Here is a 19,011-nt window from a genome sequence, read left to right as displayed (position 1 = left end):
AACCTAGAAAACCACTGTATACATCATATTAAGTATGCCGAGAACCGTCAATCAGAGATACTGTCGAAAAAAGTAGGATTTCTCCACCTTCATCTTTTTCTAACGAAAAAATAGCCCCCTTGGCAGGAGGCTATCTTGTGGTACCCTTACTCTTATTGTGTATCAGCTTGGTACGTCTTTGACTCATAACCGCAAGCCGTTTCTTCAATTCTCTTTCCCACTTCTCATCCTGAATCTGCTTCGCTACAGTAAGTAGATCCAGCGACATGTCGATCTGATTCTGAACAATATCCAAAGGGTCCTCGCTCTCATAATTGACACAATTACCGAAGATCGATTCCTCATCTTCCATTACAAAATCCTGAAAGTCCACCTCTGCGGCTCCATCATCATGAGCGTATTCAGCCAATATCTCATACTCATTCTCAACCTTATAATGAACCTCTACCCGATGACAGACCGGACAGAAAAGTAGGGGAACATTATGGACTTGCGTACGATAATGCTTCAATGTTCCTTTCGTGCCAACCATACTCGCTCCACAGCAAAAACTCATTCCCCTTCACCTTCCTTAGTTAGGTTCAAAATATGAAGCGCTTTATTCCTGATTTCCTATAACGTATTCGCTAAGTGAAATGTAAATTCCTCTCAGGTTACCACATATTTGAATAATTAAGGAAATAGTCCTTAATCTATGGGATAAAAAGCCCCCTCGCTAGGTGTCATACACCGAGAGGGGGCTTTGTTATAGCCTGTACAGCTGTAAATTAAACGTTCAGGTTTTTGTCGCCTGGCTTCCAGTTCATTGCACACAATCCGCCGGATTGCAAAGCTTGAAGTACACGAAGAGTCTCTTCCACACTGCGTCCAACATCATTGTGGTTGACCACTTGGTATTTAAGCTCTCCTTCTGGATCGATAATGAACAAACCGCGAAGTGCCACGCCTTCTTCTTCAATCAGAATGCCGTATTCACGAGCTACGCTCTTAGTAATGTCAGCAGCAAGCGGGAAGTTCAATTGTCCAAGACCGTTGCTGTCTTTAGGCGTATTGATCCAAGCTTTATGGCTGTGTACAGAGTCTGTGCTTGCGCCCAGAACTTCAGTATCCAAAGCCTTGAATTGCTCATAAGCATCACTCAGTGCTGTAATTTCTGTAGGGCATACAAATGTAAAATCAAGTGGATAGAAGAAGAATACCAACCATTTACCGCGGTAATCTGTTAACTTCGCACGTCCAAATTCTTTTCCGTCTCCTGTTACAATTTCAAGATCGAAATCCGGAGCGGGTCTACCAACCAAACGTTCTGCCATTTCAAAATCCTCCTTTGAAAATATGTAAGAAAACTAGCCAATGGCCGTTCCCTTTATCAACTTATGCAATTTCTGATTACATAACAAATGGTATCATCGCTAAAATGCAAAGTCAAGATTAGAAGGATTTCTTTTTTGTAATTATTATAAATAAGGAGATTCAGTTACATATTATTAAAGCTTGTTACCTATTTCTTCATAGCTGCTACAATGAGATCGCCCATCGCAGTTGTGCTGATCGCCTTGCTCTTGTCTACCGCAATATCACCTGTGCGATGTCCTGCATCCAACACCTCAGCAACAGCCGCTTCAATCGCATCTGCAGCATCTGCATAACCGAAGGTCAAGCGGAACATAAGCGCTAACGACAAGATCGTAGCAATTGGGTTAGCGATATTCTGCCCAGCGATATCCGGAGCGGAGCCATGCACCGGCTCGTATAGACCAAAGCTTCCTTCACCCATGGATGCAGAGGAGAGCATTCCGATGGATCCGGTAAGCATCGCTGCTTCGTCACTCAGAATATCACCGAACATATTCTCGGTCACGATAACGTCAAAGCTTGATGGGCGTCTCAGAAGCTGCATAGCGCAGTTATCTACAAGCACATGCTCGAGTTCCACGTCCGGGTACTCAGGTGCAATGCGGATAACAACTTCGCGCCATAAGCGGGAGGTTTCAAGCACATTAGCCTTGTCAACGGAAGCCAGTTTCTTACGGCGTTTTTGTGCAATTTCAAAAGCTTGACGAACAATACGCTCTACTTCAACTACATTGTAAGCACAAGTATCTACAGCTTCTTGACCATTTTCAGTCTCGCGGCGGAATTTCTCCCCGAAATAGATACCTCCTGTTAATTCACGAACGACCATCAGATCTGTACCTTCCAACACTTCAGGCTTCAATGTGGAAGCATCCTTCAAGCAATCGAACACAACCGCAGGGCGCAGATTGGAGAACAGACCCAGCGCTTTACGAATGCCAAGAAGTCCTGTCTCAGGACGCAGCTCCTTCGGATTCGAATCCCATTTCGGTCCCCCTACCGCACCGAGCAATACAGCGTCGGCTGATTTACAAATGTCCAATGTTTCTTGTGGAAGCGGGGTTCCTTTCTCATCAATAGCAATACCTCCGAACAAGGCATGCTCTGTTTCAAAACGGTAGCCAAAAAGCTCCTCCGTGCGTTTCAATACTTTCTTTGCTTCTGCTACTACTTCCGGTCCAATACCATCTCCATCGATGACCGCAATTTTCTTCACTTCTGACATATTCATACACTCCCTTGTTAGGTTTCAGTCCAATTCATACTCATTCTGTTGTAACATATCTGGTTAGGTTAGACAAAGATATAGAATCTATCACGTTAATAGGTTATGGCTATAAGAGGAATACATAACTGAATAAATCCCTAGAAAAGTATTCAATGCGGCTCACGCTTACGCATGGCCGCATTGAAAGATAGAGATTATAAAATTATTATTACTTCTTGATCCAGTGCATCAATCCGCGAAGCTCTGCACCAACAACCTCGATTGGGTGGCTAGCTTCATTACGACGGGTAGCTGTCAAGAATGCACGGTTTGACTGATTCTCAAGAATGAAGTCACGTGCAAATTTACCTTGTTGGATATCGGAAAGAACAGCTTTCATAGCTTTCTTCGTCTCTTCAGTCACAACACGAGGACCTGTTACATAGTCACCGTATTCAGCTGTGTTGGAGATGGAATCACGCATAGTAGCCAGACCACCTTCATAGATCAGGTCTACGATCAGCTTCAATTCGTGGAGACACTCGAAATATGCCATTTCTGGAGCATAGCCAGCTTCAGTCAAAGTTTCAAAACCTGCTTTGATCAGGGCACTCACACCACCGCAAAGAACGGCTTGCTCACCGAACAGATCGGTTTCTGTTTCTTCACGGAAGGAAGTTTCGATAACTCCCGCACGTGTACAGCCAATACCTTTTGCATAAGCAAGTCCGATTGCTTTAGCTTGTCCAGTTGCGTCTTGATGTACAGCGATAAGTCCTGGAACACCAAATCCATCAACATAAGTACGGCGAACCATGTGACCTGGGGATTTAGGTGCCACAAGCAGTACGTCGTTATCTTTAGAAGGAACGATTTGACCGAAATGAACGTTAAATCCGTGCGCGAACAGGAGAGCTGCACCTTTTTTGAGGTTAGGAGCAATTTCACTATTATACACAGAAGCCTGTGTTTCGTCCGGCATAAGAATTTGAACTACATCCGCACGGCGAGTTGCTTCAGCAACAGACAATACTTCAAAGCCGTCTTCTTTGGCTTTGTCAAAAGACTTACCTTCACGAAGACCCACTACTACGTTAAGGCCGCTTTCACGCAAGTTTTGTGCATGAGCATGTCCTTGGCTTCCGTATCCGATAATTGCAATCGTTTTTCCTTTCAATACGTTAAGCTCTGCATCTTGTTCATAGTACAATGTTACTGCCATTTTCGTTCGTCCTCCTAGAATAGTATTGGTCGATGCCTACCGGTTCCTCTTGGCTTTCGGTTCCTTTCAGCTATCGCCGATTGTAAAAACCCTCCACATAATGAACGGGTGCTTCAAAGGACCTCCTTGATCCCTTCAAGCCCCCGCTCATTATGCGCGGGCACTTAATATTCGCGGCCTTCTTTATAATTAGGCATTACCGCGGGTCATTGCCGTTACTCCGGTCCGGGACAATTCCCGAATTCCGTATGGAGTCAGCAGTTCAATCATAGCATCAATTTTCTCTGTGTCACCAACAACTTGAACCATCAGACTATGTGTTCCAATGTCAACAACAGCAGCGCGGAAGGTTTCAACCAGTCCCATGATTTCAGGGCGTTCGGAAGGCTCCGACTTGACTTTAATCAGCGCGAGCTCTCTTGCAACCATTGGCTTGGAGCTGAGGTTGATAACTTTAATAACATCGATCAGTTTGTACAGCTGCTTCTCAATCTGCTCCAGCGTCTTGTCGTCTCCGTGAGTGACAATAACCATACGTGATAAGCCTTGTTCCTCGGATTGACCCACTGTAATACTCTCGATATTGAAGCCTCTGCGTCCGAACAATCCGGACACACGCTGCAGAACACCCGGCTGGTCATTTACTAGTACGGCAATTGCATGGCTTTTAGTCATCATTCGCTATCCCCCATTAACATTTGATCAATGGTGGAGCCCTGCGTAACCATCGGATATACATTTTCCCCTTTGTGTACTACGAACTCAACCAGTACCGGTCCAGGAGTCTCCAGAGCTTCCTGCCATATCTTCTTGGCTTCATCCTTGTTCGTTGCCCGCAGCCCTTTAACTCCATAAGCTTCAGCAAGCTTCACGAAATCCGGGCTTCCAGCCAAGTCAATGTGGCTGTAGCGGTTCTCATAGATCAGTTCCTGCCATTGGCGTACCATACCAAGCACCTGATTGTTGATAACAACGATTTTGACCGGAATTTTGTTAATCGCACAGATCGCAAGCTCTTGCGAGCACATTTGCATTCCGCCATCCCCGTTGATTGAGATGACCAGGCGTTCAGGATGAGCCATTTGGGCACCAATCGCCGAAGGGAAACCGAATCCCATCGTACCAAGTCCTCCTGATGTAATCCATGAACGAGGTTGATTGAACTTGTAGTACTGAGCTGCCCACATTTGATGCTGACCTACATCCGTAGTTACAATCGCTTGGCCGTGCGTAGTTTCATTCAAATGTTCAATGACCCATTGCGGTTTCAGCTCGGTATCTGAATCAATGTACTTCAGCGGTTTCTCCTGCTTGCGTGTCTGGATGGTCTGTCTCCATGCGTCAGCCTTCTCAGCATAGACTGGAGTTTGATTCAATAGTTCGAGTACCGTCTTGGCATCGCCGACAATTGGAATATCAGCAGGTACATTTTTACCGATCTCAGCCGGATCGATATCGATATGAACAATCTTGGCCAGTGGAGCAAAGCCTCCAAGAGCTCCTGTTACCCGATCATCGAAGCGGGCGCCGATATTGATAAGCAGATCCGCTTCCTGAATACCATGGTTCGCAGTGAACGTTCCGTGCATACCCGGCATGCCCATCCACAGTTCGTGGCCGCTTGGGAATGCGCCAAGTCCCAACAAGGTGGTTGTAATCGGAATTCCGGTATTGTTCACGAATTCGAACAATGCTTCATGACCGCCGGAGTAAATTACGCCGCCTCCCGCAAGTATCACTGGACGCTCAGCTTCGCGAATCGCCGCTTGGAGCTTATCAAGCTGCAGACGATTCGGCTGAACCGTTGGATTGTATCCACGAAGATTCAAGGTGTTGGCCGGATTAAACAGCGTCTTCGCCGCCGAAACGTCCTTCGGAATATCAATCAATACCGGACCTTTGCGTCCTGTATTTGCAATATGGAACGCTTCATGAATCACGCGCGGAAGATCATTTACATCACGTACCAGGTAGCTATGCTTCGTAATTGGCATCGTAATCCCGGTGATGTCCGCTTCCTGGAAAGCATCTGTACCGATCAAAGTTGTCGCTACATTCCCGGTAATAACTACCAATGGCACCGAGTCCATATATGCGGTCGCGATTCCGGTTACCAGGTTCGTTGCCCCGGGACCCGATGTAGCGATACAGACTCCAACTTTGCCGCTGGCACGAGCATATCCATCTGCTGCATGAATAGCGCCTTGCTCATGTCTAGTCAACAAGTGATGGAAATCATTAAAACCATACAGTGCATCATAAATATATAATACGGCTCCACCCGGATAGCCGAAGACGCAATCGACACCCTCAAGCACCAGGCTTCTGAGCAAAATATCTGAACCTGTAATCACTTCCGGCTTCATCCATTTTTCACGTAATTCTTCTGTAGAGCGCATCTCTGGAATTCGAGCGTTCATCAGTCATCCTCCTCTCAATATTACCATCCATCTAGCCTTGGTCTATAAACGTCAAAAAACCTTTCGCCACTCAAAACAGATATCTGCTTCGAGGGACGAAAGGTTATCGCTTCCGTGGTACCACCCATGTTCACCCGGATCTTCGCAGAACCGAGCCTTGGCAAGTAAAGGATCTCTCCTTACTCATGGTCCGTAACGTAGACCTTACGATTCTCCCTAATAGCTTCTTCTTCTCCACGCGCGTGGTTATTACCGGTAAGAAGAACTTTTCAGGAGAACAGCTCAGAGGTGAGCTCGTCATTAAGGGATAATGGTGGTGGTTTCAGCAAATCCATCCACTCTCTGATCAAAAGAGCCCCTAACACTTCGTCCTCATCATTGCCGATTTCGTATCGCGTTATCGCGTTAAAATGTTTAGAAACATTATATGATTCCTAGATGCCATAGTCAACACTTTTTGCAAATCGATTCATCCAAAACTTTCGGGAACCCTTTTTCTTCCTCACCATACGATAGAGTACGCCGCCCAGGAATATGTATGGTGAGGAGGAGAATTAGCCATGATCCGTTATCGGAGACCCAAACAGGATGATCCTGTTATTTACCGGCTGATCGAAACAGAGCTTGTCCCCTATTCGCACCTGTCAAAGGGAGATGTGGACGCCGTGAGGAGAGACCTTCCGATGAGACTAAGCCGCGGAGTAACCTTAGTTGCTTCTCCAGACTATGAAGATGATCCGTGTGCCTTTATCCATTTTATGATTCACGGGGACTTATTATACATTGACATGATGGCCGTTGCACCCGCGCAGCAGCGCAAGCGTCATGGGAAGACCCTGCTTACGCAAGCAGAAAGTTTCGCCGCCTCTCGTGGGTGCAGCAAGGCCAAGGTAATGGTCGACGCGGGAAATGATCGCGCCCAGCTGTTCTACCGTAATCTTGGATATGACACAGCGAGGTTCATCCCACTATCACTATGTTACGAAATGATTAAGCCACTGCGGTTAAATCCGCCCTCTCGGCTGATCTAAAATATGAATGGGCTGCCATAGCCCCCGCCATAGCCATAATTATTATATCCATACCCGCCGCCATAGCCGTATCCGCCACCACCATAAGGGCCTGGACCATAGCCATAAGAGTATGGCAGAGTTCCTATCGCAAGCAGATCAAACAAGGCAAGCGGCAATATCGCTTTGGTGTGTACCTTTTTTCCCTTTTTCGGTGCAAGGATAAGACGATCCCCGCTAATCTTTACAAGCTTCCCCGTAACCATACCACCATCTTTTTTATAAGCCACGATATTTTTACCTATCAGCTTTTGTGCTTCCTTTTTCATTGCGGTTGAATTCATGCATTCCCCTCCTCCAAGTGTCTTCCTCCTAACATATTCCCTGGATGTGAAGTACGCCTGTACCCTCGCCTTGAAAAAAGAAAAACAGGCGTCCCGCTCGGGACGCCTGTTACTTGCATACAACGCAATTTACGCGTTGATTTTTTCTTTTGCAACAGCAGCCAAAGAATTGAATGCTGTAAGATCATTAACAGCCAGATCAGCAAGGATCTTGCGGTTGATGTTCACTTCAGCCAGTTTAAGGCCGTGCATCAATTTGCTGTAAGACAAGCCGTTCAAACGAGCTGCCGCGTTAATACGCACGATCCACAGTCTGCGGAAATCGCGTTTCTTTTGACGACGGTCACGGTATGCATACAGGAATGATTTCATTACTTGCTCATTAGCAGTTTTAAAAATACGGTGTTTGGAACCGAAATAACCTTTAGCAAGCTTCAATACTTTTTTATGACGACGACGAACGACGAATCCGCCTTTTACTCTTGCCATATCAAAAAACCTCCCAGAAAGTGTGTTCTACTACTTAAGATTAGACAGACCTTGTTTCAAACGTTTAACGTCACCTGCGTACATAACCGGATTGCCGGCCAAAACACGTTTTGTGCTTTTGGATTTACCGGAGAGCAAGTGGTTACGGCCTGCTTTGTAGCGTTTCACTTTACCAGTTCCAGTAATTTTGAAGCGGCCTTTAAGGCTGCTGTGAGTTTTCATTTTAGGCATGGTACTTCCCCCTTATAGGTTGTAAGCTTATCGCTTAGTTTTTCGGTGCCAAAATCATAATCATGCTGCGGCCTTCCAATTTTGGCAGACGCTCAATGGTAGAAATTTCAGTAACTTCTTCCTTGACGCGATCCAAAATCTTCTTACCGATATCGGCATGAGTGATTTCACGGCCACGGAAACGCACAGAGCATTTCACTTTGTCGCCGTCTTTCAAGAATTTGATCACATTACGCAGTTTCGTCTGGTAGTCATGTTCCTCGATATTAGCGCGGAACCAAACTTCCTTGATATCGACGATTTTCTGATTCTTACGGGCTTCTTTTTCTTTCTTCTGTGTCTCGTAACGGAACTTGCCGTAGTCCATAATCCGGCATACCGGCGGTTTAGCCGTCGGCGCTACATTCACCAAATCCAGATTCAGATCGATGGCCATCTGCAGTGCTTCACGAATCGGCTTAATCCCGATCTGTTCACCTTCTGCACCAACCAAACGAACTTCCTTCGCCCGTATTTCATCATTGATCAAATGTTCCTTACTGATAATTCTCCACCTCCAAATGGTCTGTTGCCATACTGTTCTGACCAAAATAAGCAAAATAAAAAGGGATACAGGTTACCACCCGCATCCCATAATTGATCATCAATTCATCATGAACATTCACATTCATAAATCATCGGATCAAAACCAGCCAACCGAAGTCAGACAGGTGAGAAGCCAGGGCCTCTGCTTGCAATCCAAAAAGCTTGCTAACAGCAAATACTTGATTAATATATCACAGCAACCCTATTCCAGTCAAGCGGTATTAAAAAAATAAAAAAAAGCAGGGATATTATCCCTGCTTGCTTTGAACTTCTTCCAAACGAACAACCCGAGTATGCTCGGTGTGACTCCACTGCTTGTTGTTCTGTGTAAAGAATGCATAGAACGTAATCGGCCACCACGAGAACAGATAAACCGGGAATAGAATCAGATACAAGTAAACTTTCTTATACGTAACCTTCTCCAGGATCATCGCCGCCAAAAAGATAAACACATTACCGGCAATAGCCAGAAGTGATACCCAGAACGGAAGATAACTGTACATGGTTGAGATATGCGGTCCATTAAACAAAGATTGATCCGCCCAGATGAACGCCGTAAGCAAAAATGTCAGAAGTACGATGTAGACATTTACTGCGTACAGAGCCAGGTCAAACTTGATCATGCTTCTCTCTTTGATACTCTTCCAGAGCATTGGGAAGAAGTACCGGCGTGCTACGGTAAAGTGCCCCTGCATCCAGCGAAGACGCTGGCGTGCGGAAGCCTTGAAGGACAACGGCTTCTCATCGAACAATTTGGCGTCGTAGTTGAACACAGGATAAATCCCTTTGCTCGCACAACGCATAGTGAACTCCAAGTCTTCTACAAGGCTGGTTGCGCCCCAGCCAATTTCTTTCAGAAGCTCGGTCTCAAAGCACATACCCGTACCGCCCAGAAAGTTAGCCATCTTCAGGTTATGACGAGGCAGCTGCCAAAGGCGGTTCACATACCAGTATGACACTCCATAAGCCGCAGTGACCCAGGAATCTTCAGGATTCTTGGTATCGATATAACCTTGAATTACGCGAGCACCGCCGCAGAGATCATTATTCATCTCGTTCAGGAATTCCGGATGAGCCAGGTTATCGGCATCAAACATAACTACCGCATCGTACTGGCGCGGCATCTTCCAAAGTTCTTTCAGCATCCATTCGATGGCATAACCTTTACCCCGAAGGTTCGGATTGGTACGCACACACGCATTCATACCATGACTGCGTACGATATCGACAGTACCGTCCGTACAGTTATCACAAATCACAAATACATCGTAAAGTTCTTGTGGATAGTTGAGCAGCTTTAAGTTCTCCATCAAGGCTCCAACGACCTGCTCCTCATTATGTGCTGCTACTAAGACAGCAAAGGATTTGGTTGGAGGAAAATGCTGCTTTTTCTTTTTCTTGTACATGCCAAACAAAGAGAACACGAATTGATACACACCGATGACTGCAAGGATAATCTGCAGTCCAACTAGAATGGCATCCAACATGATTCCCTGGTACCCCCCTTTTAACCCTCATGAAATTAAACTACGTTTTCTCTCTAAAATTTGTAATCGCAGTTTCTAATGACCCTTGATCCATTTTTAGTTTAGTGAAGCATGGTAACTCCATTTGCCCCTTATCTTTATTTGGGTACAAATAGTCAGACATAAAGATTCTCTACGAATTCGTCCGATTTGTCAAAAGGCTAATTTCTCTTCTACGTGTAAATTACGCCCAAAGAATGTCTATATCAGGGTACTGTAGTACCTCGTCCTTGCATTCATAGCGGTTAGGTCTTATTTTCATCCATTTTGCCGTTTTTTATTTCCCGATTCGCCCCCTTGCCTAAAATAATCGATAAAAGTAAAGGTTATATTAAATCAAACGAGAATTATCAGGAAAAGTTTACGGAAAACCTGATATTTTTTTAAACTTTTTTGATATCATTTGAATCATTGTAGTAGGTGTACCCTTCATAAGTCAAAAAAGGGCAACGCTTAAAATAGAAAATAAAACAAACTGACCTTGAAATGGCCGTAGAATAAAAATATGATTATTCTATCCTGAAAATAACGGCAATCTGCTGCTAAGGGTTGTTCAGGCCAGCTTCCGCTGGTTATATGGATTACACACCACACTCCATAATTAAGGGATAATTCCGGCTAAATCAGTTTGGCCTATCCAAAGCGGAGGGATAGAATGCAGCGATTATTTGTGAAACTAACACACCTGGACCAACGATTGTTTGTCGCAATAAATACCGGTCTTCACGGAAGCTTCCTCAACTTTTGGCTTTTTTACCTGACCCATATGGGAGGAGCAACCTTTACAATTGCAGCAACGATACTGCTATGGATTTTCACCCCTGATCCTTGGAGACACACTGCTCTTATAGCAGCCGCCTCTTTGGCTATCAGTCATATTCCAGTTGCAGTAGCCAAAAAGACTTACCCTCGGGTGAGGCCTTATCTAACACTTCCGGGAACAAATACATTCCGTGATCCTTTAACAGATCATTCGTTCCCATCAGGACATACTACAGCCATTTTCTCAGTTACGATGCCATTTATGGTTATGGAGCCTATGACTTCCTTTATACTCGCTCCCATTGCAATGCTGGTAGGCTTATCCCGGATTTATCTGGGACTCCACTACCCTTCTGATGTACTGGCTGGAGCTGTTATCGGGACCGGAGTCGCACTAGGTACGGTTGCATTATGGCCCTAAAGGGGATATTGTTAGGTTATGGTAAAACCTTGCAGGAAAAGGTGAAACTAACGTGCAAAAACAAAGAGTACTGCTTTTATCCGAAGGGTTTGGTGCGGGGCACACCCAAGCGGCTTATGCGCTTTCGAGCAGTCTGCGCAAAGTATCGCCGAATGTGCAGACCAAGGTCCTTGAGCTTGGAAGCTTCTTGAATCCAAGAATGGCTCCACTAATCATTACGGCGTATAAGAAAACGCTCAGTTCCCAACCCCGGCTGGTACGAATGATGTACCGCAGCAATTATAAAAAATCATTAAACCGATTGACGACGCTGGCGCTGCATCGAATTTTTTATACTCATACCACGCAGCTGGTCAAGCAGATTCGTCCGAATGTAATTGTGTGTACTCACCCGATTCCCAGTGCGGTAATTTCGCGTATGAAACGACTGGGGCTTGATGTTCCATTATGTACGGTCATTACGGATTATGACGCTCACGGGACCTGGGTTAGCCGGGAAGTGGACTGCTATCTGGTCTCGACCAATCAGGTCAAAGACAGACTGCTTGAGCGTGGAGTAGAGGAAGCAAGAATCCGGGTCACCGGTATTCCTGTTCATCCAAGCTTCTGGGAACGGCACCACAGCAAAGAAGACATCAGGAACAAATTTGGTCTGGCTGATATGCCAACGGTGCTGGTAATGGGCGGCGGCTGGGGCTTTATGAAAGATGAAGCCGTCAATACGCTTCTTGCCCGCTACCGCGAACAGATTCAGCTTATCTTCTGCTTTGGAAGCAATGCTAAGTCACTTCAAAAAATGAAGGATGACCCTCGGTTCAAACATCCGAATATCCATCTTATGGGCTTCACGAAAGAAATCGACAAGCTGATGGAGGTCTCCGATCTGCTGATTACCAAGCCTGGCGGAATGACCTGCTCGGAAGGTCTGGCCAAAGGAATTCCTATGCTATTCCACAAGCCGCTGCCTGGGCAAGAGGAAGAGAATTCCCAGTATTTCGCTTCACAGGGATGGGGAACGCCGATTACCGGTCTTCATGTGATTACAGAATGGATCAGTCAGCTGACAGATCATTATGAAGAAGTGAAAAGCAACCGGCAGCGCGTGATTGAACAAATCAAGCGTTATCATCCAATGCAAAGCGCTCAAGCTATCATTGATCTGCTGGAACAAAAAGAAGGGGCTGTTCATTAGTCATTTCCGACTAAAGAACAGCCCCTTCTTCTATTCAAAATCCGGTGATTAGAATTGATCCATCTTATGCTCATGATACTTACGCAGAGCTTCGGTCCCTACCATAACTTCACAGCGGTAAATATTCATGCCTTGTCCGACAAATTTCGTCTCATACTCGGTCATGACATGCTCCTCATTAATCCCTTCCCGGTGCAAGCTTAGCGAAATATTATTCATTTGCAGTCCGGTAGCCGCAAAGGAATTGAGTGAAAATTCAAACAAAGTTAGGGAGTCCGTCTTGAAATGGATTTCACCCTTCTCGTTCAGAACCGTGCGATATTTGTCCAGGAACCGCGGATGAGTCAACCGGCGCCGGCCATGTCTGGATTTTGGCCAAGGATCACTGAAATTCAGATAGATCCGCTCAACCTCACCCGGAGCAAAGAACTCCTCCAATGACTCAATATTTCCCAAAGCGAGCTTAACATTGACTGGCAAGTCCACGCCCTGCTCTCTCCAGATTCCACGCGCTTTCTCGCTTGCCCTGCGGATTAATTCATCATACATGTCCATTCCGATGAAATTGCAATCCGGATATTTCACGCTCATCCCACTGATGAACTGCCCTTTACCCATTCCAAGCTCAATATAAATCGGATTATCATTGCCGAACCATTCCGCCCAGCGTCCTTTATGCTCCCGGGGATCCAGTGTAACGATATCCTGCTGCGACTCCAAATTCTCCCGTATCCCTTTTCTACCGCGTAAACGCATCTCATTCCTCCGCCTTTATCATGTGCAAAGTGCACATTGAACATTTGATACTTCTGCATTATTGTGCCTAAGATTGCCCCAAAAGTAAAGACCAAAGGGGTGTACAAAATGGAAAAAGGAATCCGAACGACCGCTGGAAACGATCAAGGATTCCTCTTTCACTATATTTGGAATTGGGGTCCAACGATTCTTAAGATCCGCATTACAGCCGGATCCGCTTCATATAGGACGTTCATTAGGTTCAGTGCATTCAGAAACTGACATGCTATCTCAGTTACTGACTGATATTAAAATATCACAATAGGCCGATGAATTCAACAAACCGCCCTCCGGTTCCCCTTTTTTTGTGTTTTTTGATACAATGTAACATAAGAAAAAAGCGCAAGAACTATCATAAATCTATTTTGCTCATTCCAAATACAAAGGAGTTACCATGAGTATACAAGTGCCTTCGGCCCCTACCTTATGGGGAGGTAAAAGATTTCATACATGGAATACAGAAATGCGGGAGGTTTTTGACGGGAAAGTATTCAAGGTTATGCTAGATGCCGGCTTCACCTGCCCCAACCGGGATGGGTCCATCGCCAAAGGAGGCTGTACCTTCTGCAGTGCACGCGGCTCAGGCGACTTCGCAGGAAGCCGCCGAGATGATCTAGTCACCCAGTTTAATACCATTCGGGACAAACAGCATTTGAAGTGGCCAAACGCAAGGTATATCGGTTACTTTCAAGCCTATACGAACACCTATGCCCCGGTAGAGGAACTCCGGGAATATTATGAAGTCATTCTTCAGCAGCCCGGCGTCGTGGGCTTATCCATTGCAACGCGTCCAGATTGTCTGCCTGACGATGTCATTGATTATCTTGCAGAACTTAATGAGCGGACTTACCTGTGGGTGGAAATGGGTCTTCAGACTGTCCATGAATCTACTTCGCAATTAATCAACCGCGCACATGATACCCAGTGTTACCTCGAGGCTGTAGAGAAGCTTCGCAAACGAAACATCAGGGTCTGTGCGCATATTATTTACGGGCTGCCGCAGGAGAGCCATGAAATGATGCTGGATACGGGACGGGCCGTCGCCGCCATGGACGTTCAAGGAATCAAGATCCACCTGCTTCACCTAATGAGAAAGACTCCTATGGTGAAACAATATGAAGCAGGACTACTCCGCTTTCTGGAGAAAGATGAATACGTGAAGCTCATCGTGGACACCTTGGAGTTCCTACCTCCCGAAATGATTGTCCACCGGCTTACTGGAGATGCACCGAGAGATCTTCTAATCGGCCCGTTGTGGAGTCTGAAGAAGTGGGAAGTCCTGAACGCGATAGACGGTGAACTTAAGGCTCGCGACTCCTGGCAGGGTAAATTCTGGAGGGGGCGTTAGGATGGGGTTTCAATCTGTTCTTAGCATGGCCCATCAGCTTGCAGCAGCTCGTCTTCAGCCAGGAGACACAGCCATTGACGCAACGGCTGGAACCGGCGCAGATACCCTGTTCCTGGCGCTTGCCTGCGGCCGGAAGGGCCAGATCTTCAGCTTTGATGTACAAAATGAAGCGCTAACCCTAACGGAGCAGCGTTTGGCCAAGGAGGACCATATTAAGCAGGCTAAGGTTACTCTAATTCACCGCAGTCATGCAGACATGAAAGAGGCTGTGCCAGCTGAATACCATGGACGTATTGGGGCTGTGATGTTCAACCTAGGCTACCTTCCTGCTGAAGGGGCAGATCCATCGCTGATTACTGAGCCTGCCAGTACGATTGCTGCTCTAGAGGCAGCTATGGAGCTCCTTCGTCCGAGAGGGATTATAACTGCAGTTCTGTATCCAGGCCATGCTGGCGGGGGAGATGAAGCCGCTGCCGTGCAGGAATGGGCGGCTGCCTTGCCTCAAACCGCAGGGCAGTCATTAATATACCGACAGCTGCAGAAAGCCTCGGCCCCATATTTAATTGCTATTGAGAAGAAATAAGATAAATTCCGTATGATCTTACCCAATTACGAAATGAGGTTAGTTACATGAGCATACACAAGATTGAACACATTGGCATCCGGGTATCTGCCCTTGAAGATTCCATTGAATTTTATAAACGAGTACTGGGACTTAAGCTGCTCTATACCGTTGGAGAAGTTGGGGAGGACCTTCGTCTCGCCTTTCTTTCTTTTCCCGGACAGGAAAGTGTAGAGATCGAGCTGGTGTACATCAAGGATGCTCCCGAGCTCGCCAGTGAAGGACGCGTGAACCACTTGGCATTCACCGTAAGCTACATCGACCGAGAATATGCCCGTATTGCTGAACTCGGATTATCTGGACGGGATCCCGAGATTCGCACGCTTCCAAACGGGAACCGTTTCTTTTTCTTTAGCGGGCCGGATGGGGAACGTATTGAATTTTTCGAACCTGCGCGCATATCTTGAACCATTCAAGCTATAGCTGAAGGAGGATGACCTCTATAGAATCGAACCATTTCAATCTATTCAGCTCAGACGGCACGGATATCTATGTCTATAACTGGCTCCCCTCCTCTATGGAGGAGACTCAGCCCCGCGGGGTAATCCAGATTGCTCACGGCATGGCTGAAACCGCCAAGAGATATGAGCGCATTGCGGGGGAACTTACAAAGCAAGGTTATATTGTCTATGCCAACGACCATCGCGGACATGGCCGGACAGCAGGCAGCCTGGATGAACTGGGTAAGATCGGCAAGGACGGGTTCAATGCCATGGTGAACGATATGATCTTGCTCGGAAGTGTGATCCGGGATAAGCATCCCGATCTTCCGATTCTACTCCTCGGTCACAGCATGGGGTCTTTTCTTACTCAAAAGGTCATGTATACAGGTCATGAATACTATTCAGGATTTATGCTGTCAGGTACCTGCGGAAAGCGGGGAATGCTGGAAGTTGGCGAGAAGCTTGCCCTATTGCAAATCATGCTGCAGGGTGAACGTCATCCCAGCCTCCTGCTTAATGCTGTTGTGTTTGGCCCTTACAATCGTTCATTCAGACCTGTTCGCACTCCCTTTGACTGGTTAACCCGTGATCAGGAGGAAGTGGATAAATTTATTGAAGACCCTGAGTGCGGGGCCATAAGCAGCACCGGCTTCTTCCGGGGTTTCTTCCGTCTTCTGCTGGAGATTCATACTCCTGAGCGAATGGCCTTGATTCCTAAAGACAAGCCGATATATTTATTCAGCGGAGAAGAAGATCCTGTCGGTCTTAAGGGGGATGGAGTTCGCCGCCTGTACAGACAGTATCATAATCTGGGCATTCAAGATGTGGAACTTAAGCTGTACCCCGGGGCACGTCATGAACCGCTGAATGAAATCAACCGGGATGAAGTGACAAAAGATCTGCTGGAGTGGATCAACCGTCATATAATTTGAACTTGGCAACTATAACAAGAAGCCGTAGATAGAAAAACACTAAAAAGCAAGTCTCCCCTACCGGGGAGCTTGCTTTTTGTCATGTGTTAGGGTTGAAAAAATGAACACAGGCTGTTCTACCCAAGAAACTGCTTGGCAAATTAGTCCTTATCAAGTGCAGCTGTCTCAAGCAGCGGCATGGTATAGAATACCGGAATTTCAGCATCATTTTGCTGATATAGGACGATTAACAGGGTCTTCTCATGCTCTGTGCCTGAGATGGGCTCATCCTTCAGTACTTTATGAAGCGGGAATGAGAGCTCCTCCACTACTGCAAACTTTTGCAGCTCACGGTCCTGGATTCCCAAGTTCGCAAAATCCCCGGAGACCTGGTTCGCCCGTTCTGTCAGCGCCTTGAAATGGGTACTTCTGCGGTCTTTATCCACACCTGTCTCCCACCAGATCTTACGAGGTTTATATTTGTGCCCCAGGAAGTAGTCGAGCTGCATTAACCCCATAACCACTTCAGGGCGCCTTAATCCCCTGTGATCCAGAAATGCCCGAAGTCTCGTGAACAAATCCTCAAGCTGATGCCCGATCCGCTGCCACCCCTGCTCTTCCCAATAGTTACCGAAGTCCTGGAAGAAATCGAAGGGGGAGTCAAATTCGTGCTTCATCAAATAGTGCAAGGTATTGTCCATACGATGGGCATTCCAATACTTCTCCAGCACATCCTCCAGCCGCTTGAGTCTGACAATGTCAGAGAAAGGCAGCACATCATTACCCAGAATCTCATAAGGTGCATGGTCCATGTACGTGTAGTTGTATTTCTTCGCATCATTCCGAAGTCCAGTCCCCCGCAGCATCTTGAGGAATCCAAGCTGCAGCTCCTCAGGACCTAGGGCAAATACATCGTTGAAGGTTTGGCGGAACGAGTCATAATTCTCCTCAGGCAGACCTGCGATCAGATCCAAATGCTGATCAATCTTCCCGCTGTTCTTAATGGTCGTGACGGTCCGCGTCAACTTGGTAAAATTCTGACGGCGCTTGACCAGCTCATTGGTGGCATCATTGGTGGATTGAACCCCGATTTCAAATCGGAAAATTCCAGGGGGCGCATTCTCAGCCAGATATTCGAGAACCTCCGGACGCATAATATCCGCAGTGATCTCAAACTGGAATATACAGCCCTGATGATTCTCAATCAGGAACTGGAACATCTCCATGGCATACGCCCTGTTGATATTAAACGTACGGTCGAGGAATTTAATGATCTTGGCTCCGTTACTGATCAGATAGAGAATATCCGACTTTACGCGCTCAATATCATAATATCGCACCCCTACCTCAATGCTCGAAAGGCAGAACTGACAGTTGAAGGGACACCCCCGGCTTGTCTCGAAATACACAATTCGTTTGCCCAAATTCGGAATGTCCTCTTGAAAACGATGTGGTGACGGGAGTGTGTTCAAATCGCTTTTAGGATGACCCGGCATGATAACGACTTCCTGATCTTTGCGGTAGGCAATGCCATAGACAAAGTGGAATTTACGCTCTCCGCTAAGCTCCTGAAGAAGCCGGTGAAACACTTCTTCTCCTTCCCCCATCACGATAAAATCAACATGGCTCGCCCGGTTCATCCAGTACTCTGTATCGTAGGACACTTCGGGTCCACCCAGGACGATTGTGACCTCAGGCATCACTTTCTTCAGAATTTCAACGACTTTGAGGGTCTCTTCAATGTTCCAGATGTAACAGGAGAATCCAACAACATCGGGCTTCTTGTTGAACAGATCCGATACGATGTTCATGGCCGGGTCCTTAATCGTATATTCGGCAAGCTGAATATCGAATTCATGATCGCTGTACGCCTTGAGCAGGCGGATTGCCAGGGATGTATGAATATACTTGGCGTTAAGCGTTGACAAGATAACTTTCATGGTTCACAACCTTCTTTTGAGTTGAAAAAGTATGATGCATCGTTCTTGCGCGCATGGTGCAGCGCTCCGTGGGTGGATCGTCCTTGGGCACGTTGTGTAGCGCTCCGTAGGCGGATCATCCTTCGGTCCATGGTGCAACGCTCCGTGGGCGGATCGTCCTTCGGTACATGGTGCAACGCTCCGTGGG

The 19,011-nt window shown here is 46.6% G+C and carries 21 protein-coding genes; 7 read left to right on the top strand and 14 right to left on the bottom strand.

Annotation, left to right across the window (positions count from 1 at the left end):
- Positions 1-130: 130 nt before the first annotated feature.
- From ACRRNK_RS05615 to ilvB, 6 genes are all read right to left on the bottom strand, one after another.
- A complete protein-coding gene (locus ACRRNK_RS05615; RefSeq protein ID WP_433945810.1) occupies positions 131-556 on the bottom strand; it encodes a hypothetical protein in 426 nt (141 codons plus the stop codon).
- Positions 557-767: 211 nt separating this feature from the next.
- Entirely contained in the window at positions 768-1,313 is a 546-nt protein-coding gene (locus ACRRNK_RS05610) for a peroxiredoxin (RefSeq protein ID WP_433945809.1), read from the bottom strand.
- Positions 1,314-1,501: 188 nt separating this feature from the next.
- Positions 1,502-2,581 carry a 3-isopropylmalate dehydrogenase gene (leuB, locus tag ACRRNK_RS05605; RefSeq protein WP_433945808.1) on the bottom strand — a complete coding sequence of 360 codons (1,080 nt, stop codon included), beginning with the start codon at positions 2,579-2,581 and terminating at the stop codon, positions 1,502-1,504.
- 211 nt (positions 2,582-2,792) lie between these two features.
- On the bottom strand, positions 2,793-3,785 hold the full coding sequence (gene ilvC / locus ACRRNK_RS05600) for a ketol-acid reductoisomerase (RefSeq protein ID WP_433945807.1): 993 nt from the start codon (positions 3,783-3,785) through the stop codon (positions 2,793-2,795).
- Between the two features lie 189 nt (positions 3,786-3,974).
- Positions 3,975-4,460 carry an acetolactate synthase small subunit gene (gene ilvN, locus ACRRNK_RS05595; RefSeq protein ID WP_433946812.1) on the bottom strand — a complete coding sequence of 162 codons (486 nt, stop codon included), beginning with the start codon at positions 4,458-4,460 and terminating at the stop codon, positions 3,975-3,977.
- Entirely contained in the window at positions 4,460-6,205 is a 1,746-nt protein-coding gene (gene ilvB / locus ACRRNK_RS05590) for a biosynthetic-type acetolactate synthase large subunit (protein WP_433945806.1), read from the bottom strand. The genes ilvN and ilvB overlap by 1 nt, the downstream gene beginning before the upstream one ends.
- Before the next feature lie 560 nt (positions 6,206-6,765).
- Here ilvB and ACRRNK_RS05585 point away from each other — a divergent pair.
- Positions 6,766-7,236 carry a GNAT family N-acetyltransferase gene (locus ACRRNK_RS05585; protein WP_433945805.1) on the top strand — a complete coding sequence of 157 codons (471 nt, stop codon included), beginning with the start codon at positions 6,766-6,768 and terminating at the stop codon, positions 7,234-7,236.
- Here ACRRNK_RS05585 and ACRRNK_RS05580 read toward each other — a convergent pair.
- The 6 genes from ACRRNK_RS05580 to ACRRNK_RS05555 all read right to left on the bottom strand — a co-directional run bounded on the left by ACRRNK_RS05580 (position 7,233) and on the right by ACRRNK_RS05555 (position 10,351).
- Positions 7,233-7,559: a hypothetical protein gene (locus tag ACRRNK_RS05580; protein WP_433945804.1), complete on the bottom strand. Its 327-nt coding sequence runs from the start codon at positions 7,557-7,559 to the stop codon at positions 7,233-7,235. The two genes, ACRRNK_RS05585 and ACRRNK_RS05580, sit on opposite strands and share 4 nt — an antisense overlap.
- Before the next feature lie 129 nt (positions 7,560-7,688).
- The gene (gene rplT, locus ACRRNK_RS05575) at positions 7,689-8,048 is read right to left on the bottom strand and encodes a 50S ribosomal protein L20 (protein WP_127200584.1); all 360 of its coding nucleotides are present in this window, start codon (positions 8,046-8,048) and stop codon (positions 7,689-7,691) included.
- 30 nt (positions 8,049-8,078) lie between these two features.
- Positions 8,079-8,279: a 50S ribosomal protein L35 gene (gene rpmI, locus ACRRNK_RS05570; RefSeq protein ID WP_433945803.1), complete on the bottom strand. Its 201-nt coding sequence runs from the start codon at positions 8,277-8,279 to the stop codon at positions 8,079-8,081.
- A gap of 34 nt (positions 8,280-8,313) precedes the next feature.
- Positions 8,314-8,808 carry a translation initiation factor IF-3 gene (infC, locus tag ACRRNK_RS05565; protein WP_127200582.1) on the bottom strand — a complete coding sequence of 165 codons (495 nt, stop codon included), beginning with the start codon at positions 8,806-8,808 and terminating at the stop codon, positions 8,314-8,316.
- 7 nt (positions 8,809-8,815) lie between these two features.
- The gene (locus ACRRNK_RS05560) at positions 8,816-8,950 is read right to left on the bottom strand and encodes a hypothetical protein (protein ID WP_433945802.1); all 135 of its coding nucleotides are present in this window, start codon (positions 8,948-8,950) and stop codon (positions 8,816-8,818) included.
- 162 nt (positions 8,951-9,112) lie between these two features.
- Positions 9,113-10,351 carry a glycosyltransferase family 2 protein gene (locus ACRRNK_RS05555; RefSeq protein ID WP_433945801.1) on the bottom strand — a complete coding sequence of 413 codons (1,239 nt, stop codon included), beginning with the start codon at positions 10,349-10,351 and terminating at the stop codon, positions 9,113-9,115.
- A gap of 694 nt (positions 10,352-11,045) precedes the next feature.
- Between ACRRNK_RS05555 and ACRRNK_RS05550 the strand changes: the two genes are divergently transcribed.
- Together ACRRNK_RS05550 and ACRRNK_RS05545 are read left to right on the top strand one after the other, a co-directional pair.
- On the top strand, positions 11,046-11,573 hold the full coding sequence (locus tag ACRRNK_RS05550; protein ID WP_433945800.1) for a phosphatase PAP2 family protein: 528 nt from the start codon (positions 11,046-11,048) through the stop codon (positions 11,571-11,573).
- A 52-nt stretch (positions 11,574-11,625) separates the two neighbouring features.
- Complete coding sequence (locus tag ACRRNK_RS05545) at positions 11,626-12,765, top strand: MGDG synthase family glycosyltransferase (protein WP_433945799.1); 1,140 nt, start codon at positions 11,626-11,628, stop codon at positions 12,763-12,765.
- 48 nt (positions 12,766-12,813) lie between these two features.
- Here ACRRNK_RS05545 and trmB read toward each other — a convergent pair whose 3' ends face one another.
- The gene (trmB, locus tag ACRRNK_RS05540) at positions 12,814-13,521 is read right to left on the bottom strand and encodes a tRNA (guanosine(46)-N7)-methyltransferase TrmB (protein WP_433945798.1); all 708 of its coding nucleotides are present in this window, start codon (positions 13,519-13,521) and stop codon (positions 12,814-12,816) included.
- Positions 13,522-13,954: 433 nt separating this feature from the next.
- On the opposite strand from trmB, the gene ACRRNK_RS05535 reads away from it, so the two are divergent.
- Genes ACRRNK_RS05535 through ACRRNK_RS05520 form a run of 4 tightly spaced genes read left to right on the top strand, consistent with a single transcriptional unit; the run spans position 13,955 to position 16,905 of the window.
- Positions 13,955-14,908 carry a TIGR01212 family radical SAM protein gene (locus ACRRNK_RS05535; RefSeq protein ID WP_433945797.1) on the top strand — a complete coding sequence of 318 codons (954 nt, stop codon included), beginning with the start codon at positions 13,955-13,957 and terminating at the stop codon, positions 14,906-14,908.
- 1 nt (position 14,909) lies between these two features.
- A complete protein-coding gene (locus ACRRNK_RS05530; RefSeq protein ID WP_433945796.1) occupies positions 14,910-15,491 on the top strand; it encodes a class I SAM-dependent methyltransferase in 582 nt (193 codons plus the stop codon).
- A 47-nt stretch (positions 15,492-15,538) separates the two neighbouring features.
- A complete protein-coding gene (locus ACRRNK_RS05525; RefSeq protein WP_433945795.1) occupies positions 15,539-15,937 on the top strand; it encodes a VOC family protein in 399 nt (132 codons plus the stop codon).
- Positions 15,938-15,963: 26 nt separating this feature from the next.
- Positions 15,964-16,905 (top strand): alpha/beta hydrolase, encoded by a 942-nt coding sequence (locus ACRRNK_RS05520; RefSeq protein ID WP_433945794.1) that lies wholly within the window; start codon positions 15,964-15,966, stop codon positions 16,903-16,905.
- Between the two features lie 140 nt (positions 16,906-17,045).
- On the opposite strand, the gene ACRRNK_RS05515 is transcribed toward ACRRNK_RS05520, so the two are convergent.
- On the bottom strand, positions 17,046-18,824 hold the full coding sequence (locus ACRRNK_RS05515; protein WP_433945793.1) for a B12-binding domain-containing radical SAM protein: 1,779 nt from the start codon (positions 18,822-18,824) through the stop codon (positions 17,046-17,048).
- Between the last annotated feature and the right edge of the window lie 187 nt (positions 18,825-19,011).

Source organism: Paenibacillus sp. SN-8-1, assembly GCF_050995535.1.
Taxonomy (GTDB): Bacteria; Bacillota; Bacilli; order Paenibacillales; family Paenibacillaceae; genus Fontibacillus.
The sequence above is the reverse complement of the archived record's forward strand: the minus strand, read 5'-3'. Positions and strand labels throughout refer to the sequence as shown.